The organism is Litoreibacter sp. GN1-5, from assembly GCF_055693805.1.
In genome coordinates, this window is record NZ_JBVFUP010000001.1 from 635,769 (window position 1) to 660,332 (window position 24,564).

Consider the following 24,564-nt stretch of genomic DNA (forward strand, 5'->3'; position numbering starts at 1 on the left):
AATCGATCTGATGGAAACAAGTGCTGCCCCGTTCGCGCATGCTATTCGCTTATGCGAGGAGCGTCTCATAAGGCTGATTGACAGTCAGCGCGGGCATCTGGTGCCGTGGGCGCCTGTTTTCTTTGGCGCAGGGGTCGGCCTCTATTTCGCTTTGTTATTTGAGCCTGAACTGTGGACCTACAGCATTGCAGCAACAGTTGTTTTATTGTGCGGAGCGGCCTTTCGATATGCAAGGCCGCTATCCCCGTTGATATGGGCGGTGATGCTGGTTGCCGTTGGCTTCAGCATTGCAGGTCTGCGCAGCCATATGGTTGCAGCCCCGGTGCTGGACTATCGTTATTACGGGCCTGTACAAGGCCGGATCATCGCTATCGATCGATCCGTGTCGGAAAAAATCCGTCTGACGCTGGATCAGGTTGTTCTTGATCGCATGCCACCCGCGAAAACGCCCCGCTTTGTACGTATCTCGCTCCATGGTGAGCAACCTTTTCTGACACCAGAGCCGGGCGCGACGGTGATGATGTCGGGCCATTTATCGCCGCCTTCCGGGGCTGTCGAACCGGGGGGCTTTGATTTCCAGCGCAAGGTCTGGTTCCAGCGTTTGGGCGCTGTGGGGTATACGCGCAGCCCCGCATTGCTGCTGCTTCCACCAGGCGAGGGCGGGTTTTCCATGTGGCTTTACACGTTTCGCAAAACCCTCTCTGATCGGATCAAAGCCGGTATGCCGGGCAAGGAAGGGCCTTTCGCCGCCGCAATCTTGACCGGGGATCGTGCTGACATTGATGCCACAGCGCTAGAAGCTTTGCGGCGATCCAACCTGGCCCATCTTCTGGCAATTTCCGGCTTACATATGGGGCTTCTGACCGGGGTGATCTTCGGGATGGTTCGGTTTGGCTTTGCCCTTGCGCCGCCACTTGCCTTGCGCTTGCCATGCAAAAAGATCGCAGCCCTTGCCGCGTTGAGCATGGCGCTGGCCTATCTGGGGATTTCAGGGGCAAGCGTGGCGACGCAACGGGCATTCGTAATGGTCATGGTGATGCTCATAGCGATTTGCCTAGAACGGCGTGCACTGACATTGCGGGTTGTGGCAGTTGCCGCGATGGTCGTTCTGCTAATCACCCCCGAAAGTTTGACCGGGCCGGGTTTTCAAATGTCTTTTGCGGCAACCACAGCACTGGTTGCGGTTTTCGCTGCGTTGCGTGATGCGCAAGTGTTGCAAATGGCACCAAAATGGATGCGTCCGGTGCTGACGCTTTTGATCTCATCGGCCATTGCAGGTGCCGCTACAGCGCCATTTGGGGCCGCGCATTTTAATCAGGTGGCCCATTACGGCTTAATTGCGAACCTTCTGTCCGTCCCGGTTATGGGGATTGTTGTTATGCCCGCTGCTGTTTTCGCGGCAATCTGTGCGCCCTTTGGTTTGGAATGGATTGGGCTGGAGTTGATGCGCCTTGGTCTAAGCTGGATTTTGACCGTGGCCCGTATCACATCCCAGGTTGAGGGCTCTGTCAGCCTAATCCCTGCGCCGGATACGGCTGTGCTGCCCCTGATCGCTGTTGGGGGGCTGATTTTGTGTTTATGGCAGGGCAGGGCGCGTCTGTCTGGTCTGGCTGTCATCGGCTTGGCCTGCATCTTATGGGGCGCGGCCGACAGGCCAGCAGTTCTGGTCTCTGAAAGCGGGCTTTTGATCGGCGTCCTTGGGCCTGAGGGGCGCGCCGTGAACAAGTCTCGCGGCGATGGTTTCACAGCACTAAGCTGGATGGAGAATGACGGCGACGCGGCCACGCAAGACTTAGCTGCCGCCCGTGGCGGGATGCAGCCAAAATATGCATTGATTGAGCTTGGATCGCGTCAGATCATCTTCGATGCCACGAAAGATTTGGATGAGATACAAGCCTCAGACCATTGCGCGCAGGCCGATCTTGTTATCGCACCTCATTACAGGGGCGCACAGCCTTGCCCTGTTATCAACCAGACCACCCTACGCCGCGGCGGATCGCACGCGATCCGACAGGATCAGGATGGCTTAGAAATTATTCCGAGCCGGGATCCGAACGCGCTGCGGATCTGGCAACGATAAAAACTGCCTTTCCCGGTGCAGGCTGCCAATCCTAGTCCACCTGAAACCCGGCTCGGGTTAAAGCGGCCAGAAGCCCGTCTTTGATAAAGTTCTGGATTAACGGAAGCAGGCCGATAGCGGTTCCGATGGGCAGCAACCGCTTGATAATCCAATTTTGTTCATCAAGACACACAGTGCTGCTGATAAAGACGCCACCTGGTTTCAGCAGCTTGTGCACTTTCTGTAAAACTAAGTCCGGATCCTCAACCAGATGAAGAATGCTGAGCCCCAAAATAGCGTCATAGCTGCCGTCTTTGGCGACAAGCCCTTCGATGGTCGCGATTTCGAAGGTGACGTTTTGAACGCCCTGCGTTTGGGCTTTTTGGATCGCAATTTCAATCATCTTTTCCGAGAAATCAATCGCATGAATGCTGCGTACAAAAGGCGCATGGATCAGTGCGGTCGATCCGGTGCCGCAGCCGAACTCCAGAATATTCATGTCACTGTTCAAATGATCTTGCGTAATTTTCAGCTTTCGCTGGTACGCCGCCTCGTCTGCGATGGGTTGGCGCGAATAGCGCTTTGCCATCCAGTTCCAGAACTTGGGTGATGTTGGCATTGTCGTCTCCTGAAAATCTATATGTGGATTATATTACGTTTTTCGCTTTGCGGGCCAAAATACCCATGCATAAATCCGATTGAAATTGCGAAAAAATGTTTTGAGGGTATACATAAATCCATGAGCTGGAAGTCAGTTGCCTTTGATTGGAACCAAGCGCGGGCCTTTCTTGCCACGGTGGAAGAAGGGTCTCTTTCAGCGGCAGCACGGGCACTTGGCCAAACGCAGCCGACTTTAGGACGGCAAGTGTCGCAGCTTGAAACCGACCTTGGTGTCATACTGTTTGAACGGGCAGGAAGCTCTCTGAATTTGACGCAAGCCGGGTTTGATTTGCTGGACCACTTTCAAGCCATGAGAGACGCGGCCTTGAATATTTCGCTGGCAGCTTCTGGGCGGTCGCAAGTGATTGCAGGTCATGTCAGTATTACCGCAACAAATTTTATGGCCACGTATATTTTATCACCCATTTTAAAGCAGCTGCGCACCATTGCCCCAGCAATCGAGGTGGAAATCATCGCATCGAACGAAATGCAGAACCTGCTGCGGCGCGAGGCTGATATCGCGATCCGCCATGCGCGCCCCGAGCAGCCGGATTTGATTGCCAAGCTTGTGGATGAGAGCGCTGCTGATCTTTACGCAGCTTCGGACTATCTTGATCAGATTGGTCGCCCAACAAAATCATCGGACCTTGCATCAGCAGATTTTGTGGGTTTGGATCCTGTCGAGCGCATGGTGCCATTTTTGAAAGAACGCGGTATCCCCGTGACCCGGCAGAACTTCAAATTGACGTCTGCCAGTGGGTCGGTCTTGCTTGAATTGGTTCGGCAAGGTCTTGGGGTCGGAGTGTTATCGCAAGAAATGGCTGCTATGGCACCAGAGCTTGAACAGGCATTGCCGGGCTTTAAGCCATTTCCGATACCTGTCTGGCTTGTCACGCATCAAGAGCTGCATTCAAGCCGTCGTATCCGGCTTGTCTACGATCTGCTGGCCGATACTATACCGGCAAAATCTGTTGAGCTTCGTGGGTGAACCGTAAAGATCAAAGCTTAATAAGACCGGATCAGACCCACCAGTCGACCTTGTACCTTGACCATATGATCGGGAAGCACCCGTGTCTCATAGGCGGGGTTGGCGGCTTCCAAAGCGATGGATGACCCGTTGCGGCGGAAGCGTTTCAACGTGGCTTCCTGACCTTCGACAAGGGCCACAACAATATCACCGTTATTGGCGGTGCTTTGTTCGCGAATGACGACCACATCACCGTCGTTAATTCCGGCATCGATCATCGAGTCGCCTTTGACTTCAAGTGCGTAGTGATGCCCGGCACCTGATAACATTTGCCCCGGCACTGCAACGTGATGCGATACTTCGCTAATCGCTTCAATCGGCGTACCAGCGGCGATACGGCCCATCACTGGCAACTCCATCGCGTGGATTGCTTCGACCGGCATTGCGGCTTTCGGCGAGGGCATCTTGTCGCCTTCAATCACCTTCGGTGTGAAACCACCATTTTCCATGCTTTCGGGTAGCTTGATAATCTCTAAAGCGCGCGCTTTATGGGCCAATCGCTGGATAAAACCACGTTCCTCCAACGCTGTGATAAGGCGGTGGATGCCTGATTTTGACCTTAGATCCAGTGCATCTTTCATTTCATCAAATGACGGTGGCACACCATCACGTTGCACACGGGCATGGATGAATTTCAGTAGGTCCAGCTGTTTCTTCGTCAGCATCTGCTCAGGCTCCTGCAATAGATCATTCTGATCATAAGTGTTCGCAGATGTTCTACCCGTGTTCCCGTTTTGTGTCAACGGGTTGTATCAAAGCAGTATCACCTCCACCATATCGCCGGTCTCACGTGGCGGGTCGTCAGGGGGGCGAACAACCAAGGCATTCGAGGCACTTAGCACGCTCAGAAGTGAGCTATCCTGCTTTTCAAAGACGCGAACCGTGCGATCAGACAAATCAAACTGCGCCCGCATATAATGTTCACGCGGTCCGTTCTGGCTCAACGGGGCCGAGAGCGCCGCCATGTGTCGTATCCGCGGGCCTGCGGGTAGACCCAAATAGGCGTCGATCATCGGCTGTATAAATATCTCGCCACAAACCATTGAAGAAACAGGGTTTCCAGGCAGCCCAACCATTGTGGACTGACCTAAGCGACCTGCCATCAGTGGTTTTCCGGGACGCATGGCAACTTTGTAGAACGCCCGTTCCAGCCCCATATCGGCGGCAACTTGTTCAACCAGATCGTGATCCCCAACGGAGGCGCCACCAATTGTCACAATAAGATCCGCATCTTTCGCAAGGGACAAGACCTGCTGCAAGGCGCTTGGTGTGTCGCGGGCAATAGGCAACAGGCGCGGCTCCGCGCCTGCGGCTGCAAACATTGCCTGCAAGCTAAATGTGTTAGAGGCGATGATTTGATCCTGTGTCGGAATTTCGCCGGGCATCACCAGTTCGTCACCCGTGGCAATCAAGGCAATCACAGGTTTGCGCCGTACCGGCAACACCGCAAGGTTCATCGAGGCCGCAAGCGCAAGATGTGATGGCGTCAGGCGGCAAGGGGCCTGTAGCTTGTCTCCGATATTAAAATCACCACCAGCCGGACGGATATGTGTGCCTTTATCCAGCTTATCACCAAGGGTGATTTGATCTTCGTGGGCCGCGACATCTTCCTGAATAATAACGCGTTTGCCACCTTCGGGAACCGGTGCGCCTGTAAATATCCGCACTGCCTCACCTTCAGCGATCACGCCCGAAAACCCATGACCTGCCGCGGCTTCGCCGATTATCCGGTAGGTCGCGCCGGATACAGGGATTTCATCAGTAATGGCATAGCCATCCATGGCTGAGGCCGCAAAAGGTGGCTGCGCACGGATTGCTGTGATGTCTTCCGCCAGCACACGACCAGCGGCTTGTGTTAAGGGAATATACTCGATCTTGGTTGGTTGGGGCAACTTCAGCAACTTATCGAGCGCTTCAGCGACGGTAATCACTGGGGGGCCTCGAACCGCCCGGATTTTCCACCGTCTTTCAGGGTGAGTTTTATGTCCCTGATTTCCATCGCTTTCTCGACAGCCTTTAGCATGTCATAGAGCGTGAGCGCCGCAGTAGAAACTGCCGTCAACGCCTCCATCTCAACGCCGGTTTGTCCCTTTGTGCTAACCGTCGCTTCGATCCTGACACCCGGTAGCGTTTCGTCAGGGGTTAGCTCCAAAGCTACTTTGGTGATTGGTAGTGGGTGACACAGCGGGATCAGGTCAGACGTCTTCTTGGCCCCCATGATCCCTGCCAGCCGAGCCACACCCAGCACGTCACCTTTCTTGGCGGTGCCTTGGGTGATATGTGCAAGCGTCTCGGCCCGCATGGTCACACAGCCTTGCGCCACAGCGACCCGCGTTGTCACCGGCTTGTCGGACACATCCACCATATGAGCGTCGCCCTTGCCGTCAAAATGGGTCAGCTTCGCCATCACATGCCCCCGACGGCTGGCTTCTGGCTCAGAATGTGACGTGTCGCGGCTTCTACATCGGCTTGGCGCATCAGGCTTTCTCCGATCAGGAAACAGCGCGCGCCATAGCGAGCGATGTCAGCCAAATCACCGGGTTCGAACAAGCCGCTTTCGGACACAATAATCTTACCCTCCGGCACATTGCGTGCCAGCGTTCGCGTTGTCTCAAGAGAAACCTCGAACGTGTTGAGATCACGGTTATTTATCCCCAAAAGCTCCGAGTTCAATTGCACGCCGCGTTCCAGCTCTTGTGCGTTGTGAACTTCGATCAGAACATCCATGTTCAGATCTTCGGCCGCTTGTTCCAGCTCGCGCGCTTGGGCATCACTGACTGAAGCCATGATGATCAGAATGCAATCGGCCCCCAAGGCGCGGGATTCTGAGCACTTGATAGGGGTCATAAAGAAAATCCTTGCGAAGCACCGGTAAATTCACGGTTTCCCGCGCTTGAACCAGAAACTCATCCGCCCCTTGAAACGAGGGCGTGTCGGTCAGCACAGACAAACACGTAGCCCCCCCATTGGCATAGGCTTGCGCAAGCGCGGGCACATTGAAATCCGCGCGGATCAGCCCCTTGGACGGGCTGGCCTTCTTGATCTCGGCAATCAGCCCGTAACCGCCCGTATGGGACGCATCAATCAGCGCCTGTTTGAAACCGCGCGGCTCTGGCGCGTCTTGGGCTTTGGCCTCAAGCTCTTCCAAAGGGCATGTAGCCTTGCGCGCGGCGACCTCTTCCAGCTTGTAGGCTTTGATTTTGTCCAGAATGGTGTTGGTCATGATATCTCCTCAACCCAATTTACGGGGGTTTGGTTCCGATTGTCCAACCATTGGTTCACTTTGGAAAATGGGCGCGACCCGAAAAACCCGCGCCGGGCAGATAGTGGGGACGGATGGGCGGTCTCAATCCTTAGATGATCAGGGTTTTTAAGATGCGCCCCCAGCTTTTGTGCAGGCTTGCCCCATAGCAAAAAAGCACGTGGGTGCGTATCAAGAAGGCGCAGGATATCCAGTGTCAGATCTTGCCATCCTAGCTTCATATGTCCTCCGGCCTCACCTTCAGGGACTGTTAGTGCAGTGTTGAGCAGCAGCACGCCTTGCCGTGCCCATGGCCGCAGGTCAGCGTTTGGAGGTGCAATACCAATGTCGGCCTGCATCTCTTTGAAGATATTGGCCAAAGATCGGGGCAGGGGGTGTACATCTGGCTCTGCCGAGAAAGCCAACCCATGGGCATGGCCGGATGTCGGATATGGGTCCTGGCCCAGAATTACGACGCGGGTGTCCTCTGGTTGAGTCATTTCCAGCGCTGTGAACATCTTGGGTGCCGGGGGCAGGATGTTGCGTGTTTCCGCGCCAAGTGCTGCTTCGATAAAGGGCAAGGCGTTGGTGAAGAAGGACAGATCAGACCATGCCCCAAGGCGCGAGGTATCTAGTCGCATCAGGCGGTCTGTGTGATAGCAGCCAGCGCTTGCATTGTTGCTTTTGCAGCACCGCTATCGATACTTTCACGCGCAAGATCAGCACCTTCTGCCAGAAGCTTGACCTTTCCGGAAACCACCAGTGCTGCTGCTGCATTCAGCAAAACGGCGTCTCGGTAGGCTGATGGCACACCATCCAACAAAGCCGCGAAGGCCTTCCCGTTTTCTTCGGGCGTACCGCCCAGAATATCTTCGAACGGGTAAACCGGCAGACCTGCATCTTCCGGATGAATTTCTGTATCGCGCACCATACCGTTTTCAAGCACAGCCACCCAGCTTTTGCCGGTGATGGTCAGCTCGTCAGTTCCATCCGATCCGTGAACCAGCCATGCAACGTCAGAGCCGAGTTGCCCCAGAGTTTCCGCCATGGGGCGGATCAGCTCCTTGAAAACGCGCCCGTAAGTTGCCGTTTTACCCCTGCGGGGTTGGTCAGTGGCCCAAGAATATTAAAGATCGTGCGCGTGCCAAGTTCAGCCCGTGTTGGCATGACATGGGCAATGGCAGGGTGGTGCATTGGGGCCATCATGAAACCTATACCGACCTCGGCAATGGCGCGGTCAACCACGTCTGGGCCGACCATGACGTTTATTCCCATCTGCCCCAGTGCATCCGCAGCCCCGGACTGAGAACTCAGATTACGGTTCCCGTGTTTAGCCACTGTTACGCCCGCACCGGCAACGACAAACGCCGTTGCGGTCGAGATATTCAGCGTGCCTTTACCATCGCCACCCGTACCGACGATATCAATTGCGCCTTCAGGGGCTATGACGGGTTTGCATTTTGAGCGCATCACAGCCGCCGCTGCCGCATATTCGTCAACGGTTTCGCCACGCGTGCGCAAGGCCATTAGAAAGCCGCCCATTTGCGCCGGAGTTGCATCGCCCTCGAACAAAATTTCAAATGCGGCTTCTGCTTCTTGGCGTGTCAGCGGACGATCTGCGGCAATGCCGATCAGCGGCTTTAATATTTCGCTCATGCTGGAACTTTCAGGGTATCAAGGAAATTTTGCATAAGTTTATGCCCGTGCTCCGAGGCAATGCTTTCGGGATGAAATTGCACGCCATGTATGGGCTTTGTCTTGTGCTGTAGTCCCATGATTGTGCCATCCGCTAGCTCGGCGGTGACGTCTAGTACATCGGGCAGGCTGTTCCGATCCACCACAAGCGAATGATAGCGGGTCGCTTCAAAGGGTGACGGTAAGTCTTTGAAAACGCTTTTCCTTTTATGAAGAACGCGACCCATTTTGCCATGGACAATCTCGCTATGACGAATGACCTTGCCGCCAAACACCTCGCCAATGGCTTGATGGCCAAGACAGACCCCAAATAGAGGCGTGCTGATCTCGGCAGCGGCTTCAGTCAGGGCCAGACAGATACCAGCCTGCGCCGGATCACACGGTCCGGGGCTCAGCACAATACCTGCTGGATTTAGCGCCATTGCCTGCTGCACATCCAGCGCATCGTTGCGGAAAACCCTTACATCCGCCCCAAGTTCGCCAAAATAATGCACCAGATTATATGTGAAACTGTCATAGTTATCTATGAGAAGTAACATGGTTTCCCCTTGAATTCGAAAGGGCTTTTCGCACCCGGCCAGTCCGGGTATACTTGGACAGAGCAAGGCGTCGGGGTCAAGGCCAGTAATGGGCCTGACTTTATAAAAACAAGACGCATATAGAGCGAGCAGTTAACAAGGATATACCAATGGGCAAAGGTTTAGCAGCAGGAACAATACTGGGCGGCGTTGCCGGTGTGGCGGTATTGGCGATGGTATCGCTCTACACCCCGATGAACAAATCCGAACAAATGCGTCGTATCGCTATGGAAGTGCCCGCAGACGCACCGTCTTCGGAGAATACAGCGGATACGGTTGATGTGGCGAAGGTTGAACCGGCCCCTGGTATCGACCCAAAACCTGTTGCGCCAGAACCGGTTGCCCCGAAAGTCGCCGTCTCTGAACCTGCACTTACAACACCGCAGAATGCAGAAGTTGCAGTTGCTGGTGTTGTTCCTTCTGCAAATGCCGATTCCGAGTTGACGATAACTACCGCTCCGCAGATTCCGCCAGCTGCGAAAATAGAAGAGCCAGCCGTCGCCAGCCCCTCACAATCTCAGCTTAAGCAAGAAAGCGCTGATCGCGCGCCAGAGGTCGAAGTTGCCGTGGTCGATGACAAAACCCCGCAATTGTCCATTCTTGATGTTGATCTGCAACAACCCGCGGTTCAGGATGCCAATAAACCTGCAATTGTTTTCAATGTGACTGCGGCACCGCTTACGCCAAGGCCACGTGGTCTGGTTGTTCGTGCTGATTTGGATGCTCAACCTGATCTTGATACGAAAACGGCTGTGCTGGTTGCCGCTGCTAAGCCTGGGGCTGTTTTCAAACCTGCAGTTCGTTTGACTGACCGCTCTATCACCAACCGAACGCAAAATACGGCTGGCAAAACACTGGTCGCAGAGAAAGCGATAACAATACCTGTCGAACCGGTCACAAACCCGGTGGATGGCGTCGTGACGAACCGCTTGCCAACAGTTACAAACCCGGTAGAGCCGAATGCCACGCAACCGGCAGCGCCAGACGACGCAGCGGTTGCAGAGGCAACGCCGGGCAATGCACTGCGCGACAACGCGGCAGTATTTGACGGGCAGACGGATTCTGCCTTGATGTCGATCATCCTGATCGACGCAGGGGACGAAGGCGTCGCGCGCGACAAGCTGAAAGATATATCCATCCCCGTGAGCGTTGCCGTTGACCCTTCTGCGGCGAATGCACGCGAGACCATGAAAACCTATCGGGATGCCGGGATAGAGGTGATCGCGGTTGTACGCGATCTACCGGCCACCGCCACGCCCGCCGATGTCGAGGTGGCGATGACGGGTTATTTCGGCGTGTTGGATCAGGCCATTGCTGTAATGAACCCACCTGACGCTAAGGTGCAGGGAAACAGCCGTGTGTTGAAACCGATGATCGGCGCGTTGGTAAGCACTGGCCATGGGTTGATCACCTATAAGCGCGGCCTGAATACGGCCAAACAAACCGCAGAACGGGAAGGTGTTCCTGCGGCCACTGTCTTCCGTATACTTGATAGCGATAAGGAACCATCTGCAGATATCAAGCGCTATCTCGAACGGGCTGCCTTTGCAGCAGGTAATGATGGCAATGTCGTTCTGGTTGGGCACAACTACCCTGATACCGTAAAGGCGCTGGTTGAGTGGAGCCTTGAGGGCAAGGGCTCTGATCTGACGATTGCGCCTGTATCTACAATCATGCTGGATGAAGAAGAACAGACACAGGGTTAGGTTGTCCGCCTAAGTTCTGGATATGAAGGCTGTCAGCTGATCAATTTCCACGCCGTTGGAACAATCCGGCTTCTTTCGCAGCCGCGCGGATTGCCTTGGCTTTGTTGACGGTTTCCTGAAATTCAGCTTCCGGGTCGCTGTCGTAAACGACACCGCCGCCCGCTTGAATATAGAGCTTTTCGTCCTTGATAACAGCTGTGCGCAGGGCGATGCACATATCCATATCGCCATTGGCTGCGAAATACCCACAGCCGCCGCCATACACTCCGCGTTTTTCCGGCTCCAATTCGTCGATAATTTCCATCGCCCGCACTTTGGGGGCACCTGAAACCGTGCCGGCAGGCAGACCTGCCAGAAGCGCCGAGAGCGCGTCGTGATCACCGCTTAACTCACCCACCACGTTTGAGACGATGTGCATCACGTGGCTGTAGCGTTCGATGATGAATTGTTCCGTCGGCTTCACAGTCCCGATCTTTGACACTTTGCCTGTATCATTACGGCCCAGATCCAGCAGCATCAGGTGTTCCGCCATCTCTTTCGGGTCGGCAAGCAGGTCAGCTTCCAAAGCGCGGTCTTCTTCAGGGGTTTTTCCGCGGGGACGGGTGCCAGCGATGGGCCGGATAGTCACCTCGGTGCCGAAGACGCGGACCAGTATCTCTGGTGATGCGCCGACAATCTGAAATCCGCCCATGTTGAAGTAGAACATGAAAGGTGATGGATTGGTCCGCCTGAGCGCCCGGTACAACGAAAACGGCGGTAGTGCAAAGTCTTGCGTCCAACGCTGAGACGGGACGACCTGAAAGATGTCGCCCGCGCGGATATATTCTTTGGCAGTTTCAACTGCGGCCAGATAGCTTTCATGGGTAAAGTTCGACACAGGCTCTGCCGCTTCAACCGCGTCGCCCAGATCACGACTCGCTACGGGCGCTGCGCGTTCCAGATCACGCACGGCGTCCATGACCCGTTCTGCGGCCTGCGCATAAGCGGCTTTGGCACTGATACCATCGCGCACCCAGGCGGGGCTTACCACAATGACCTCACCCTTGACGCCGTCCAGTACCGCAATCACCGAGGGGCGGATCATCACCGCATCTGGCACACCCAGCACATCAGGGTTCACATCAGGCAGATGTTCAACCAGCCGGATCATGTCATAGCCAAGATAGCCAAACAGCCCGGCCGACGCCGCTGGCAGCCCTTCAGGCATCTCGATCCGGCTTTCAGCGATCAAAGCGCGCAAAGCGCTGAGCGGGTCGTCTGCGCAAGACTCAAACGCCTCACGATCATAGCGCGCGCTTTTGTTCAGCTCGGATGTTGTACCGTTGCAGCGCCAGATCAGATCGGGCTTCATACCTATGATTGAATAGCGCCCGCGCACCTCACCGCCTGTCACAGATTCCAGTACGAAACTATCGGTTTGCGCATCCGTCAATTTCAGCATTAGCGAGACTGGCGTGTCCAGATCAGCAGCCAGACGTGTGTATACGATCTGGTTTTTGTCGGCGCTAAACCCTGCCTCAAAGGCGTTAAATTCCGGATGCAGGGCCACGGGGCAAGTTCCTTTGTCAGTAAGGCGCGTTATGCTGTGTATTGGTGTGCAGTGCGTCCAATGCGACCTGATTGATCGTCAACCCGTGACGCCGTTGCACCGCCTGGCCAAACTGCTCAAACACATCGGAGGCCATGCCTTGGCTGGCCTGTGCGCTTAGGTTTGGTAGAAACGCCTGGGCTTCCTCCGTTTCCATGTCGGGTGGTGTGATATTTGTTAGCTCAACCAGCGCAAAGCCACTGCTGCCGCTAAGCAAGACAGCGCTGCTGGCGTCTTCCAAAGCAAAAACCGCCTGCATCATTGTCTGTGGCGCGCCTTCTACAAAAGATCGACGTGTCAGGTTTTCTTCGCTGCGCGGATCAAGCCCCAGAGCTTCCATCGCTGTGCCATTGGTCATTTGATCGCGCAGTGTATTGCCCATTTCTGTCAGGCGGATGCGGGTCTGTTCCGCATCATAAGCTGCCAAAACATCATCGCGGATGTTGTCCAGATCAGGCAAGGTTGGTTCAATAATTTCATCAAGTCGCACCGAGAAGATGCCACCATCGCTCAGCTCGCGCAGTTCGGGAAAATCATCTGTGCTGATCCGCGCAGCCTCTTCGCGAAATTCGTCGTAGCCTGCAATCCCGTCCGAGGTCTCTGGCCCTAGATCAAGCGTTCCAACTTCCATCGCGGTGCTTTCGGCAAGTTCTTCCAGTGTTGCACCACCGACAAGCTGGTCGTCGATATCGTCAAACATGCCAACAATATTGCGTCTGGCGCGATCAGCGGTTGTTTGGCTCAATAGCTCTTCTCGGACTTCCTCAAAGGGCCGGCTTGTGGCCTCCAGAACGGCGTTGATTCGATAAAGCGCCGGCCCAAGTGATGTTTCGACCGGATCGGTGAGCCCCGGTTCCTCTAGGGCAAAGACGGCATCGGCAATGGCACCGTCCAGATCTGCGCGGGCGACTTCGCCTTGGCTGACGTCTTCCAGTGTCAACCCGCGGTCTTCGACCAGCTTTTCAAAGGTCGTATCGCCATTTTCGATCTGTGTTTTGGCGTCTTGCGCAGCTTCGACAGTGCTGAACGCCAAGCGTTCAACCAGACGTCTTTCGGGTTGATTGAATTCGGCCGAGCGTTCTTCATAAGCGTCGCGTAAAATCTGATCATCCACTTCGATCTCTGAAAGCAACATCTCTGGCGTGAGCCAGGTATACGTCACCCGCCGTAGCTCAGGTGTTTTGAACTGGTCGGCATTCTCATCGAAATATGCTGCCAATTCGTCCTCTGTTGGCACTTTGTTTGGGCCAACCAGCATGTCTTTCGTCAAAGGTGCCCAGCGAAAGCTGCGTTGTTCTGCCAGAAAGGTATAAAGTGTTTCTGCATAAGTATCATTCAGCGTCAACCCACTGGTAACGGCCTGTTGTAGCAACTGCCGCGCTGCAGTGCTGCGCAATGTGTCCTCGAATTCGTTCGGGCGAATGCCGTTTTGCTGCAGTGAAAATTCATAAGCTTCACGGTCAAATTGCCCGCCCGGTCCCTGAAATTGCGGGACTTCGCGTAATTGGCGCGCAACTTCCGCATCGCCAACAGACAAGCCCATAACACGCGCCTCTTCCGTCAGGGCAGCTGTTGCGGCCAAATTTTCCAGAATACGCTGGCTGATGCCATTTTGCTGGGCGTCGCGCAGGCTGACGGGTTCGCCCGTTTGGCGCTGCTCAAACGCCATTTCCTGTTGCAAGGCGCGTTGATAATCGACCACGGGAATGGATGTTTTGCCGACACTACCGACCTCGGTAATGGTGCCGCCAAGCCCGTTTAGGCCAAATCCGGCAAGCCCGACAATCAACAGGATCATCAAAACCCACATAAAGAAGTTTGACGTTTTTTTAGCCGCACTCTTTGCCATATGTTCTTATCCTGTTTCGCCCGCATTCGAAGTGTTAGGTAAACCGTTGCGGGGAAGGGGGCAAGGCTCAGAATTTGAGCTTTTCGAGACGAGCAAACAACTTTGCGATACCAGAGCGGTCAATGTTGGCAAAAGCGATCCTGAGCTCGGTTCTGCCCCAGCGGTCATTGGCTGGGACAAACATTGTGCCGGGCAAGCACAGAACGCCGATCTTGCGCACCATTTTTTGTGCAAGTTCCTCTGAGTGTATGTCGAACGGATGCTTGACATAGGCGAAATAAGCCCCTGTGCCACGTAGTTTCCAATCATTGTCTGCCAGCGCGGGGAACCCTTCGACAATGGCTGCCTTACGGTCCAGAATTTCGGTGCGTTGTTCGCCCAGCCAATCGCCAAGGTTACGCATTCCCCAAAGGGCTGCGCGCTGGCCCAGCTGATTTGGGCAGATTGCAACTGTATCGAGGAACTTCTCTGCCTGAGCTAACCGGGCAGGGCTTGCAATCATAGCGCCGATGCGGTGCCCTGTCAGCCGGTAGGCCTTGGAGAATGAATAGAGCTGGATCAGGGTGTCGTCCCAATCCGAAGTGAACAGATCGTGCGGGGCCCCAGTGCGACTATCGAAATCACGGTAGGTCTCATCGACGATAAGCGCGATGCCTTTCGCAGCACAAAGTTCGTAAAAAGCACGTAGAATTTGAGCAGGATACTCCACACCGCCGGGATTGTTGGGCGTAACCAGAACGATGGCGCGTGTCTTACGCGTAATCAGACGTGCTGCTTCGTCTGGATCGGGTAGCAGGCCCTCGCCTGTAAGAAGGGGGACCGCGGCTATACCGCTCATATCAAGCCACATCTTGTGGTTGAAGTACCACGGCGTCGGCAGAATGATCTCATCACCCGGCGTTGCCAATGTCGCAATTGTTGCGGCAAATGCTTGATTGCAGCCAGAGGTAATCGCCACCTGTTCTTCCGTGACCTTGCCGTCATAAATTCGCGCCCATTGCGCCGCCACTTCACTGCGCAACTCGGGCAGGCCCAATACGGGGCCGTAGATATGTGCGCTGTCATCTTCGAGTGCAGCCTGAGCAATCGCCTCGCGTAAAGCGACCGGAGGCGGATCGACCGGCGCGGCTTGAGACACATTGATTAAGGGCTGCTTGGACGAAAAGGTTACGCCTTCCAGCCAGCGCCGTGCTTCCATCACAGGGGGAGGTGTCGTTCTGGCCATATTCGGGTTCAGCAAATGCATGACCTTTACGTCCTTTTAAGCGATGTAAAATACGATTTTTCTATGAAAAATCGCGCACCAAAGTCACCCGGGCGCGGAAAGCTTGTTTCCATCGGGTCAATCCGTTCCGCGATATGGTTTCACATATTGCATTGCCATATCCCACGGAAAGAAAATCCAAGTGTCCTGAGACACTTCAGTGATAAATGTATCAACCTGTGGTCTCCCTTTGGGCTTTGCATAAACAGTCGCAAAATGGGCGTTTGGATAAAGCGCACGGACGACTTCGAGAGTTTTACCCGAATCAACCAAATCATCCACGATCAGAATGCCTGTGCCGTCCCCCATCATTTGCCCATCAGGGTGTTTGAGGACTTCGGCTTCGGATTGTGTCTGGTAATCATAGCTTTTGATCGAGATTGTATCGACAGTGCGAATATCAAGCTCCCGCGCGACAATCATCGCCGGGGCCATGCCACCACGGGTAATCGCCACGACCGCCCGCCAGGCTCCGTTATCCGGTCCATGCCCGTCCAATCGCCATGCCAGAGCGCGGCTATCGCGGTGGATCTGATCCCAGCTGATATGAAAACCTTTTTCGTGGGGCAGGCGGTCTGTCATAGCTACGTTCCTCAGCTTAATGCAATCTTGATCCCGAACAGGGCGATCAACCCGCCAAAAGTGCGGTCAACGGTGGTTTTCAATCTCGCGTATATGGATCGGGCGCTTGATAAAGAAAAGAGCCGCGCAACGATGATATACCACAAGGTTTCGTTTATGAAAATGATGGCCAGAAGGGCTACAAGTGTCAGAAGCGGTGTTCCGGCGGGCACAAGACCGATGAAAACCGCACCGAAAAATACTGCCGTCTTGGGGTTGGCTACAAATGTCAGAAAGCCAAAGCGCACAGCTGACAATATACTGCGGGACGGCGCGCTTTCTGCGACCATCGGCAGCGGCGCTTCGGCGTGGCGCCACATCGTAAAGGCAATAAACAGTAAAAACGCCCCACCGAACAGTTTGAGCCCTGTGAACAATCCCGGCACCAGATCAAATAGCAAGGCAAGCCCCGCCAGAGCGGCGCCTGCCCACAAAACCGCGCCCAGCCCAAAACCGACGGCCAAAGCCACAGCAACGCCAAACCCTTCAGTTGCAGCCGTGCGGACACAGACCACAAAGGATGGGCCGGGGCTGATAGCTGCCATTATGTGAATTAGGACAACTGACAGAAAGGCCGTCAGAGTCATGATTTTTCGATATCCGGGGCGTCTACGGCTTTCATACCGACAACATGATAACCGGCATCCACATGCAGCACTTCGCCCGTTACGGCCGAGCCCAGGTCGGACAACAGGTATAATGCTGATTTCCCCACTTCTTCCTGCGTCACGGTGCGGCGTAGCGGGGAATTATACTCGTTCCACTTCATGATATACCGGAAATCCCCAATACCCGAGGCTGCCAGCGTTTTTATGGTTCCCGCCGAAATCGCATTCACGCGGATGCCCTGTTTGCCAAGATCTTCGGCCATATAACGCACCGAGGCTTCCAGGGCAGCCTTTGCCACACCCATCACATTATAATGCGGCATGACTTTCTCAGCGCCATAATAGGTGAGTGTCAGCATCGCGCCGCCATCAGTCATCATCTTCTCGGCCCGTTGCGCCACTGCTGTGAAAGAATAGACCGAGATATCCATGCTCATGCGGAAATTTTCAGGACTGGTATCCACATAACGGCCGCGCAGCTCGTTTTTATCAGAGAAACCAATGGCATGAACCAAAAAGTCCAACTTGCCCCAATCAGCCTTCAATGTTTCAAACAGCGCATCGATCGAAGCTGGATCACCGACATCGCATGGCAATACATGTTTCGCGCCAATTGAGTCTGCCAGTGGTCGCACTCGTTTCAACAGTGCCTCACCCTGATAGGAAAATGCAATTTCTGCTCCCTGATCGGCACAGGCTTTCGCGATCCCCCAAGCAATTGACTTGTCATTTGCAACGCCCATGATCAGGCCGCGTTTACCAGCCATCAATCCGTTTGACATGCCATTCCTCTTGTTTGTCTTGTTATGTGACGGGTTTAGGCGAAAGCTATGTGCGCTTCAAGCGATGACGCTACGTGGCGTCATTCTTGAAAATGGGTAACGAGCTTGTTATCGCAATATTCTTGTTAAATTTGGTGGGGCAGATGACAGATAGAACCGGCATATTTGCGGGCGATGATCCTTTTGTGATCGTACGTAATTGGATGGCCGAGGCCGTTGAAAGCGAGCCGAACGATCCCAACGCAATTGCCCTTTCAACGGTCGACGGCGAAGGTTTGCCGAATATTCGTATGGTTTTGCTGAAGGATATCGAAGACGATGCTTTTGTGTTTTACACGAATTACAATAGTGTCAAAGCAACTGAGCTGGATATGTCTGGCAAGGCAGCCTTTGTGATACATTGGAAATCTTTGCGGCGTCAAATACGTGTTCGTGGTACAATTACCCGCGAAGATGGTCCGAAAGCAGACGAATATTACGAAACACGCTCACTCAAGAGCAGATTGGGGGCATGGGCATCGGACCAGTCCAAGCCTTTATCGTCGCGGGTAGCTCTTATGGCTAAAGTGGCAAAAGTGACTGCAGAGCAAGGGCCTAACCCGCAGAGACCACCGTTTTGGGGCGGTTTTAGACTAACCCCTGTTGAGATTGAGTTTTGGGCAGATGGTGCATTCCGGTTACACGACCGTTTCCAATGGAGAAAAAAGCAGAACGTACATCATGGGACGTGACACGCCTTAACCCGTAGCGTTAGACTCACTGTTAAGAGGACAGGAAACACTTACTTTTTTTTGAGCTGGTTCCGTGAGACTTTGGGATTATACTAAATGCCGAGGATATAACATGGGCAGCCTTGGGGATGCTGAAATATTCAGCACAGCTTGGATGACAAAAAATATAGAGATTGCCGACGATACAAGTTTTGTTGTCGGACGCGTCAAATGGTTTGATGTAGTAAAAGGGTTTGGGTTCGTCGTGTCTGACACGGGCGGGCCTGATATACTTTTGCATGCGAACGTCTTGCGAAACTTCGGACAGAGTTCCATCGCAGATGGCAGCGTTGTTGAAATGAATGTGCAGCAAACTGACCGCGGGATGCAGGCTGTTGAGGTTCTCTCTGTTGCGCCACCCATCGATCTTGTTGATGAGGATGATGCCGTAGACCATGTATCCGACGCGCCACTTACCCCCGGACGTGTGAAATGGTTTGACAAAGCCAAGGGTTTTGGGTTTGCCAATGCATATGGAAAAACAGATGATGTCTTCTTGCATGTGGAGGTTCTGCGAAGGTGCGGCCTTGCGGATCTACAAGCAGGTGAGGCGGTCTGTTTGCGCATTGAAGATGGGGAACGTGGTAAAATGGCGGCCGAAGTTCACTACTGGGATTACGCCCTTAGCCACAAGTAAAAATAACCTGATTGCTGTTTTCATTTACGCGTCTACATCAGTAGGCGCTTTTGCATTTTGTGATCCCGGTATTGTACATCTGCGCGGTGACTGGGGGCGGGCGCAATTTCAGGTTGAGATTGCCGATACTCATGCGGAACGTGCGCAAGGGCTGATGAACCGCGAGACTATGGCTGCAAGTGCCGGCATGCTGTTTATCTATGAACGCCCTGGTCCATTGGCCTTCTGGATGCGCAACACGCTGATTCCTCTGGACATGATCTTTATAGATCCTCTGGGACGGGTGGCTCATATTCATGAAAATGCGATTCCCCTTGATGAAACTCCGATAAGGGGCGGGGACGGGCTGCTGGCAGTCCTTGAAATAAATGGCGGATTGTCTCGTAAGTTGGGCATAGATATCGGCACTGAGGTCGCGCATCCCGCTTTTGATCCGAAAACTGCGCTTTGGGCCTGTTCAAACGACGGATAAGGGCTTTTCAAACCCTGCGCAGGGCGCTAGAGACACTATCAGATTGTCGGGGCGTGGCGCAGCCTGGTAGCGCACCTGTTTTGGGTACAGGGGGTCGGAGGTTCGAATCCTCTCGCCCCGACCATCTAAATTCTTCCTCTCTGTTTTACGATTAGCGCAGCCCTGCGTAGCTATGAATAAGTAATATGATTACAAAGTAAGAATAATCTCTGTTGGCGAATCTGTGTAAAAGTTCAGGCAGTGTCAGAGGTCTTTTGGCTAAGCTCTTTATTCTTTGTAAATTTTCTGTGACGGCCCTGTGAGCAACTATATTGTGGCGTCATATTGGCCTTGGGCCCACGCCTATTTTCCAGATTTCGTCAATCCGCAAAAGATGAAAAAATCTTTAAAAAATTCGTTGACCTGATAGGTGCCTATACGTCAGGTTGTGGGGGCAAACGAGATTGCCACCATATATAGTGGCGCGTAGGGACGAGATGAAAATCAACTTAAGCAAGCATCGGTAAGGTGCATCGCCTGTGTGTTTCGCACATGGGTTAGGGACTTTCATCGTTACGTTCAAGACACGACGGCCCGCAGAGGCAGGCCAATAAAATGGAACTGGCGCTTAGGCGCAGCAAAGGCGGGAAAGAGAAGATATGAAAATTGATCGCAAGCTCACCGAGGCAGGTAAAGATGCTTATGCGGCACTCGAATTCACCACAACATCCTCTGAAATTCGCAACCCTGACGGGACGGTTGTGTTCAAGCTGGACGAAGTCGAAATCCCCGCTGGCTGGAGCCAGGTTGCAAGCGATGTGATCGCGCAGAAATATTTCCGTAAAGCAGGGGTGCCTGCACGGCTGAAGAAGTTGAAAGAAAAGGGCGTGCCATCATTTTTGCACCGCTCGGTTCCTGACGAGGCGGCCCTAAAGAAAATGCCGGAAGATCAGCGATTTGGCGGTGAAACCTCGGCAAAGCAGGTTTTTGACCGCCTCGCAGGTGCTTGGTGTTATTGGGGCTGGAAAGGTGGCTATTTCTCGACCGAGGAAGATGCGCAGGCTTATTATGACGAAATGCGGGTCATGCTTGCCAAACAGATGGCCGCGCCCAATTCACCGCAATGGTTCAATACTGGCCTGCATTGGGCTTATGGCATCGATGGTCCGGCTCAGGGTCACTATTACGTAGATTTCAAAACTGGCGAGCTGACCAAGTCAGCATCGTCTTATGAGCATCCACAGCCTCATGCGTGTTTTATTCAGTCGGTCAGCGATGACCTTGTTAACGATGGCGGCATCATGGATCTGTGGGTGCGCGAAGCGCGCTTGTTCAAATATGGCTCGGGCACCGGCACCAATTTCAGTTCGCTTCGCGCAGACGGAGAAGCCCTGTCAGGCGGTGGAAAATCTTCAGGCTTGATGGGCTTCCTGAAAATCGGGGACCGGGCGGCTGGTGCGATCAAGTCGGGCGGTACAACCCGCCGGGCGGCCAAAATGGTGATCGTCGATGCAGATCACCCCGATATCGAGGAATTCATCAACTGGAAGGTTCTGGAAGAGCAGAAAGTGGCCAGCATCGTCGCGGGCTCAAAAATGCACGAACAGAAGCTGAATCTGATCTTTACTGCTATCAAGGGTTGGGACGGCAAGCTGGACGATGCTGCTAATCCAAAAGTGAATCCACAGCTCAAAGACGCGATCCGCGAAGCAAAGAAGGTCTCGATCCCGGAAACTTACGTAAAACGCGTGCTGGATTACGCCAAGCAGGGCTATGACAGCATCGAATTCCCGACCTATGACACGGATTGGGATTCTGAAGCCTATAGTTCAGTCTCGGGCCAGAACTCTAACAACTCGATTCGGGTGACGGATGCGTTCCTGAAGGCGGTGGAAGAGGATGCCGATTGGGATCTGGTCAATCGCAAGGATGGAAAGGTCGCCAAGACAGTTAAAGCGCGGGATTTGTGGGAACAGGTCGGCCATGCGGCTTGGGCTTGTGCCGATCCGGGCATTCAGTACCATGATACGGTCAATGCGTGGCACACATGCCCTGAAGATGGTGCGATCCGCGGCTCAAACCCTTGTTCTGAATACATGTTCCTGGATGACACGGCGTGCAATCTGGCATCGATGAACCTGCTGACTTTCTACAAAGACGGGGTGTTCGATGCAGACCTCTATACACATGCGACACGCCTTTGGACCCTGACGTTGGAAATCTCGGTGACGATGGCGCAGTTCCCATCGCCAGCTATTGCACAACGCAGTTATGACTTCCGCACGCTTGGCTTGGGATATGCCAATATCGGCGGACTTTTGATGAATATGGGCTACGGCTATGACAGCGCCGAGGGCCGGGCCATGTGTGGTGCGCTAACGGCGGTGATGACTGGCACCAGTTATGCGACATCCGCCGAGATCGCCAAAGAGCTTGGACCATTCCCCGGATATGAGAAAAATGCCAATCATATGCTGCGCGTGATCCGCAATCACCGCAATGCAGCCCATGGGCATGAAGACGGCTACGAGGCGCTTAACATCAAGCCCCTGGCACTGGATCACGTATCTTGCCCGGATCAGGCGTTGGTGCAGCTTGCCATGACGGCTTGGGATGATGCGCTGGAATTGGGCGAAAAGCATGGCTACCGTAACGCGCAATCCACTGTAATTGCCCCAACCGGCACCATTGGGCTGGTCATGGATTGCGACACAACAGGGATCGAGCCTGATTTCGCGCTGGTAAAGTTCAAGAAACTTGCTGGTGGTGGGTATTTCAAGATCATCAACCAATCTGTGCCCGCTGCTTTGGAAAAGCTTGGCTACGGATCAGCCCAAATTGAGGAAATCGTCAGTCACGCGGTTGGCCATGCGACACTTGGCAATGCGCCGGGGGTCAACCACACGTCTCTTGTCGGTCATGGTTTTGGCGAGGCAGAGCTGGCCAAGATCGAAGCAGCCCTTCCAAGCGCGTTCGACATCCGTTTCGTGATGAACCAATGGACCTTGGGCGAAGAGTTCTGCACTGGCACATTGGGTATTCCGGCGGATAAGCTGAACGATCCAACTTTTGACCTGCTGCGCCATCTTGGGTTCAGTAAGGCTCAGATTGACGCGGCCAATGACCATGTTTGTGGCACGATGACCCTTGAGGGCGCGCCGCATCTGAAGGAAGAGCATTACAGCGTCTTCGACTGTGCCAACCCTTGCGGCAAGACCGGTAAACGGTTCCTGTCAGTGGACAGCCACATTTATATGATGGCTGCGGCACAAAGCTTCATCTCGGGCGCAATCAGCAAGACGATCAATATGCCCAATGATGCGACAATCGAGGATTGCCAGAAAGCTTACGAACTCAGCTGGTCGCTGGGCGTGAAGGCCAATGCACTGTACCGTGATGGCTCGAAACTGTCACAGCCGCTGGCCGCAGCACTTGTCGAAGATGATGATGAAGCCGCGGAAGTTCTGGAAAGCGGAACGACCCATGAAAAGGCGCAAGTGCTGGCCGAGAAGGTGATCGAGAAAGTGATCCTGAAAGAAGTCGCCCGTGGCCGTGAAAAGCTGCCCGAGCGTCGCAAGGGCTACACTCAGAAAGCCATCGTTGGGGGCCACAAGGTCTATTTGCGCACCGGCGAATATCAAGATGGCGCCTTGGGCGAGATATTCATCGACATGCACAAAGAAGGCGCAGGCTTCCGGGCGATGATGAACAATTTCGCCATCGCTGTATCTGTTGGGCTGCAATATGGTGTGCCCCTGGAAGAATTCGTGGACGCTTTCACTTTCACCAAGTTTGAGCCTGCTGGCATGGTTCAAGGCAACGACAGCATCAAGAACGCGACCTCGATCCTTGACTATATCTTCCGCGAATTGGCGGTCAGCTACCTTGACCGCACGGATCTGGCCCATGTGAAGCCTACAGGTGATACGTTTGACGATATTGGCCGGGGCGAACAGGAAGGCGTGCGTAATTTTGAAGAGTTGGGCGAAAACGCCGCCTCAAAATCGCTGGAAGTGCTGAAACAGATCAGCTCGACAGGATATCTGCGCAAACGTGTCCCGCAGGAATTGCGCGTGTTGCAAGGCGGTGTGGCCGATGCGGTCAGCACGACCTCTTTTGGGGCGACGGCGCTGGATAGCGCCACTGACCCGGTTGCCACATTACAAGCGCTGGTGCCTGAGACGGGGACGGGGATGGCTACGGGCTCGGTTAGCATGGACGCACGTACCAAAGCCAAAATGCAGGGCTATGAGGGCGAGGCGTGCGGCGAATGCGGTAACTACACTTTGGTGCGCAACGGCACCTGTATGAAATGCAACACCTGTGGTGGGACAAGCGGGTGTAGTTGATGGAAAAACTTGTAGTAAAAACATTTAGAGATGCCTTGAAATACGTGCCATCTGGAAAAGATCGTAACGCTCTACGAAATTTTAATTTTATGAACTCAGGCCAACCACCATCTGTTGGTGAGTTGGCGGCCCAACTTGGATTTGACGTTGAATTTGTAGAGCTTCCTAAAGATATTTCAGGTTACTTAGAGGCTGAACCTTTTGCGGAAAATGGATGGAAGATTGTCGTGAATAAGCGTCACTCTGTACTGCGCCAGCGGTGGAGCGCTTTGCACGAGATTGCTCATTATTACCTACATCCTCGTTTCAAAGACCCGCTAGCGCCTGAGGCGTATCGCGCGGACTTAGCTGGCAGTAACCACTTTTACGCAACAGCCAGCGAAATCCAGGAAGAGAAAGAAGCAAACGATTGGGTGGAAGCTGTCGTCTTTGAGCAGCAAGCTCTGAAAGCTGCTATTACTCTGCATGGGGACAATATTAGGGAAATTTCAAGGAAGTTTGGTGTGTCGCAAGCTGCTGTTAGCATTGCTATTAAACGAAGATATTAAAGTACAAAGCGGGACGTACTTTACTTCCGCACAAGATCACGGGGCGGATGCGTTCGCCCCTGATGCGGATCAGGCCGCAGGCAGAAAAATAACGGGCGGTACTAACGATGAGCCTGATCAGCAAAACTGGG

19 protein-coding genes, 1 tRNA gene and 3 pseudogenes are annotated in these 24,564 nt (G+C 53.9%); 9 read left to right on the forward strand and 14 right to left on the reverse strand.

From position 1 onward, the window contains the following. Nucleotides 1-10 precede the first annotated feature (10 nt). Complete coding sequence (locus tag ACZ1HF_RS03205; protein WP_472656147.1) at nt 11-2,080, forward strand: ComEC/Rec2 family competence protein; 2,070 nt, start codon at nt 11-13, stop codon at nt 2,078-2,080. Nucleotides 2,081-2,111: 31 nt separating this feature from the next. Here the strand turns inward: ACZ1HF_RS03205 and ACZ1HF_RS03210 are convergent, their stop codons facing one another. Further along, a complete protein-coding gene (locus tag ACZ1HF_RS03210; protein ID WP_472656148.1) occupies nt 2,112-2,678 on the reverse strand; it encodes a class I SAM-dependent methyltransferase in 567 nt (188 codons plus the stop codon). 120 nt (nt 2,679-2,798) lie between these two features. Here ACZ1HF_RS03210 and ACZ1HF_RS03215 point away from each other — a divergent pair, with 120 nt between their 5' ends. After that, complete coding sequence (locus ACZ1HF_RS03215) at nt 2,799-3,707, forward strand: LysR family transcriptional regulator (RefSeq protein ID WP_472656149.1); 909 nt, start codon at nt 2,799-2,801, stop codon at nt 3,705-3,707. Between the two features lie 17 nt (nt 3,708-3,724). Here the strand turns inward: ACZ1HF_RS03215 and lexA are convergent, their stop codons facing one another. The 7 genes and pseudogenes from lexA to ACZ1HF_RS03250 all read right to left on the reverse strand — a co-directional run bounded on the left by lexA (nt 3,725) and on the right by ACZ1HF_RS03250 (nt 9,221). Continuing rightward, nucleotides 3,725-4,411 (reverse strand): transcriptional repressor LexA, encoded by a 687-nt coding sequence (lexA, locus tag ACZ1HF_RS03220; protein WP_472656150.1) that lies wholly within the window; start codon nt 4,409-4,411, stop codon nt 3,725-3,727. An 87-nt stretch (nt 4,412-4,498) separates the two neighbouring features. Next, nucleotides 4,499-5,677 carry a molybdopterin molybdotransferase MoeA gene (locus ACZ1HF_RS03225; RefSeq protein ID WP_472656151.1) on the reverse strand — a complete coding sequence of 393 codons (1,179 nt, stop codon included), beginning with the start codon at nt 5,675-5,677 and terminating at the stop codon, nt 4,499-4,501. Further along, complete coding sequence (moaC, locus tag ACZ1HF_RS03230) at nt 5,674-6,153, reverse strand: cyclic pyranopterin monophosphate synthase MoaC (protein ID WP_472656152.1); 480 nt, start codon at nt 6,151-6,153, stop codon at nt 5,674-5,676. Before moaC ends, ACZ1HF_RS03225 begins: the two co-directional genes overlap by 4 nt. Then, a pseudogene (gene trpC / locus ACZ1HF_RS03235) lies at nt 6,153-6,969 on the reverse strand (indole-3-glycerol phosphate synthase TrpC). The gene moaC and the pseudogene trpC overlap by 1 nt, the downstream one beginning before the upstream one ends. Further along, nucleotides 6,966-7,628 (reverse strand): uracil-DNA glycosylase, encoded by a 663-nt coding sequence (locus ACZ1HF_RS03240; protein ID WP_472656153.1) that lies wholly within the window; start codon nt 7,626-7,628, stop codon nt 6,966-6,968. Before ACZ1HF_RS03240 ends, trpC begins: the two are co-directional and overlap by 4 nt. Further along, nucleotides 7,628-8,643, reverse strand: a pseudogene (gene trpD, locus ACZ1HF_RS03245) (anthranilate phosphoribosyltransferase). The gene ACZ1HF_RS03240 and the pseudogene trpD overlap by 1 nt, the downstream one beginning before the upstream one ends. Further along, the gene (locus ACZ1HF_RS03250; protein WP_472656154.1) at nt 8,640-9,221 is read right to left on the reverse strand and encodes an anthranilate synthase component II; all 582 of its coding nucleotides are present in this window, start codon (nt 9,219-9,221) and stop codon (nt 8,640-8,642) included. Before ACZ1HF_RS03250 ends, trpD begins: the two are co-directional and overlap by 4 nt. A 149-nt stretch (nt 9,222-9,370) precedes the next feature. Between ACZ1HF_RS03250 and ACZ1HF_RS03255 the strand changes: the two genes are divergently transcribed. Continuing rightward, nucleotides 9,371-10,966, forward strand: a complete 1,596-nt coding sequence (locus tag ACZ1HF_RS03255) for a divergent polysaccharide deacetylase family protein (protein WP_472656155.1) — start codon at nt 9,371-9,373, stop codon at nt 10,964-10,966. A 40-nt stretch (nt 10,967-11,006) separates the two neighbouring features. On the opposite strand, the gene trpE is transcribed toward ACZ1HF_RS03255, so the two are convergent. From trpE to fabI, 6 genes are all read right to left on the reverse strand, one after another. After that, nucleotides 11,007-12,515: an anthranilate synthase component I gene (trpE, locus tag ACZ1HF_RS03260; RefSeq protein WP_472656156.1), complete on the reverse strand. Its 1,509-nt coding sequence runs from the start codon at nt 12,513-12,515 to the stop codon at nt 11,007-11,009. Between the two features lie 16 nt (nt 12,516-12,531). Continuing rightward, a complete protein-coding gene (locus ACZ1HF_RS03265) occupies nt 12,532-14,403 on the reverse strand; it encodes a peptidylprolyl isomerase (RefSeq protein ID WP_472656157.1) in 1,872 nt (623 codons plus the stop codon). 67 nt (nt 14,404-14,470) lie between these two features. Beyond that, a complete protein-coding gene (locus ACZ1HF_RS03270) occupies nt 14,471-15,649 on the reverse strand; it encodes an aminotransferase (protein ID WP_472656158.1) in 1,179 nt (392 codons plus the stop codon). A 96-nt stretch (nt 15,650-15,745) separates the two neighbouring features. Then, nucleotides 15,746-16,249: a xanthine phosphoribosyltransferase gene (gene gpt, locus ACZ1HF_RS03275; RefSeq protein WP_472656159.1), complete on the reverse strand. Its 504-nt coding sequence runs from the start codon at nt 16,247-16,249 to the stop codon at nt 15,746-15,748. A gap of 11 nt (nt 16,250-16,260) precedes the next feature. Next, a complete protein-coding gene (locus ACZ1HF_RS03280; protein WP_472656160.1) occupies nt 16,261-16,875 on the reverse strand; it encodes a LysE family translocator in 615 nt (204 codons plus the stop codon). Next, the gene (gene fabI / locus ACZ1HF_RS03285; protein WP_472656161.1) at nt 16,872-17,678 is read right to left on the reverse strand and encodes an enoyl-ACP reductase FabI; all 807 of its coding nucleotides are present in this window, start codon (nt 17,676-17,678) and stop codon (nt 16,872-16,874) included. The genes ACZ1HF_RS03280 and fabI overlap by 4 nt, the downstream gene beginning before the upstream one ends. A gap of 143 nt (nt 17,679-17,821) precedes the next feature. On the opposite strand from fabI, the pseudogene pdxH reads away from it, so the two are divergent. The 6 genes and pseudogenes from pdxH (at nt 17,822) to ACZ1HF_RS03315 (ending at nt 24,433) form a co-directional block, all read left to right on the forward strand. Next, nucleotides 17,822-18,426, forward strand: a pseudogene (pdxH, locus tag ACZ1HF_RS03290) (pyridoxamine 5'-phosphate oxidase). A 137-nt stretch (nt 18,427-18,563) separates the two neighbouring features. Then, the gene (locus ACZ1HF_RS03295; RefSeq protein ID WP_472656162.1) at nt 18,564-19,085 is read left to right on the forward strand and encodes a cold-shock protein; all 522 of its coding nucleotides are present in this window, start codon (nt 18,564-18,566) and stop codon (nt 19,083-19,085) included. A gap of 7 nt (nt 19,086-19,092) precedes the next feature. Continuing rightward, nucleotides 19,093-19,557, forward strand: coding sequence for a DUF192 domain-containing protein (locus tag ACZ1HF_RS03300; protein WP_472658969.1), 465 nt, complete (start codon nt 19,093-19,095; stop codon nt 19,555-19,557). 47 nt (nt 19,558-19,604) lie between these two features. Then, nucleotides 19,605-19,681, forward strand: a tRNA-Pro gene (locus ACZ1HF_RS03305). Between the two features lie 514 nt (nt 19,682-20,195). Then, nucleotides 20,196-23,885, forward strand: a complete 3,690-nt coding sequence (locus ACZ1HF_RS03310) for a vitamin B12-dependent ribonucleotide reductase (RefSeq protein WP_472656163.1) — start codon at nt 20,196-20,198, stop codon at nt 23,883-23,885. After that, nucleotides 23,885-24,433 carry an ImmA/IrrE family metallo-endopeptidase gene (locus ACZ1HF_RS03315; protein WP_472656164.1) on the forward strand — a complete coding sequence of 183 codons (549 nt, stop codon included), beginning with the start codon at nt 23,885-23,887 and terminating at the stop codon, nt 24,431-24,433. The genes ACZ1HF_RS03310 and ACZ1HF_RS03315 overlap by 1 nt, the downstream gene beginning before the upstream one ends. The last annotated feature ends 131 nt before the right edge of the window (nt 24,434-24,564 follow it).

Coding starts and splice junctions, on each gene's coding strand:
- ACZ1HF_RS03210 (WP_472656148.1), bottom strand. CDS start 2,678: ATGCCAACATCACCCAAGTTCTGGAACTGGATGGCAAAGCGCTATTCG.
- ACZ1HF_RS03265 (WP_472656157.1), bottom strand. CDS start 14,403: ATGGCAAAGAGTGCGGCTAAAAAAACGTCAAACTTCTTTATGTGGGTT.
- ACZ1HF_RS03295 (WP_472656162.1), top strand. CDS start 18,564: ATGACAAAAAATATAGAGATTGCCGACGATACAAGTTTTGTTGTCGGA.
- ACZ1HF_RS03280 (WP_472656160.1), bottom strand. CDS start 16,875: ATGACTCTGACGGCCTTTCTGTCAGTTGTCCTAATTCACATAATGGCA.
- ACZ1HF_RS03215 (WP_472656149.1), top strand. CDS start 2,799: ATGAGCTGGAAGTCAGTTGCCTTTGATTGGAACCAAGCGCGGGCCTTT.
- moaC (WP_472656152.1), bottom strand. CDS start 6,153: ATGGCGAAGCTGACCCATTTTGACGGCAAGGGCGACGCTCATATGGTG.
- ACZ1HF_RS03240 (WP_472656153.1), bottom strand. CDS start 7,628: ATGCGACTAGATACCTCGCGCCTTGGGGCATGGTCTGATCTGTCCTTC.
- ACZ1HF_RS03205 (WP_472656147.1), top strand. CDS start 11: ATGGAAACAAGTGCTGCCCCGTTCGCGCATGCTATTCGCTTATGCGAG.
- ACZ1HF_RS03310 (WP_472656163.1), top strand. CDS start 20,196: ATGAAAATTGATCGCAAGCTCACCGAGGCAGGTAAAGATGCTTATGCG.
- ACZ1HF_RS03250 (WP_472656154.1), bottom strand. CDS start 9,221: ATGTTACTTCTCATAGATAACTATGACAGTTTCACATATAATCTGGTG.
- ACZ1HF_RS03255 (WP_472656155.1), top strand. CDS start 9,371: ATGGGCAAAGGTTTAGCAGCAGGAACAATACTGGGCGGCGTTGCCGGT.
- gpt (WP_472656159.1), bottom strand. CDS start 16,249: ATGACAGACCGCCTGCCCCACGAAAAAGGTTTTCATATCAGCTGGGAT.
- fabI (WP_472656161.1), bottom strand. CDS start 17,678: ATGTCAAACGGATTGATGGCTGGTAAACGCGGCCTGATCATGGGCGTT.
- ACZ1HF_RS03315 (WP_472656164.1), top strand. CDS start 23,885: ATGGAAAAACTTGTAGTAAAAACATTTAGAGATGCCTTGAAATACGTG.
- ACZ1HF_RS03270 (WP_472656158.1), bottom strand. CDS start 15,649: ATGCATTTGCTGAACCCGAATATGGCCAGAACGACACCTCCCCCTGTG.
- lexA (WP_472656150.1), bottom strand. CDS start 4,411: ATGCTGACGAAGAAACAGCTGGACCTACTGAAATTCATCCATGCCCGT.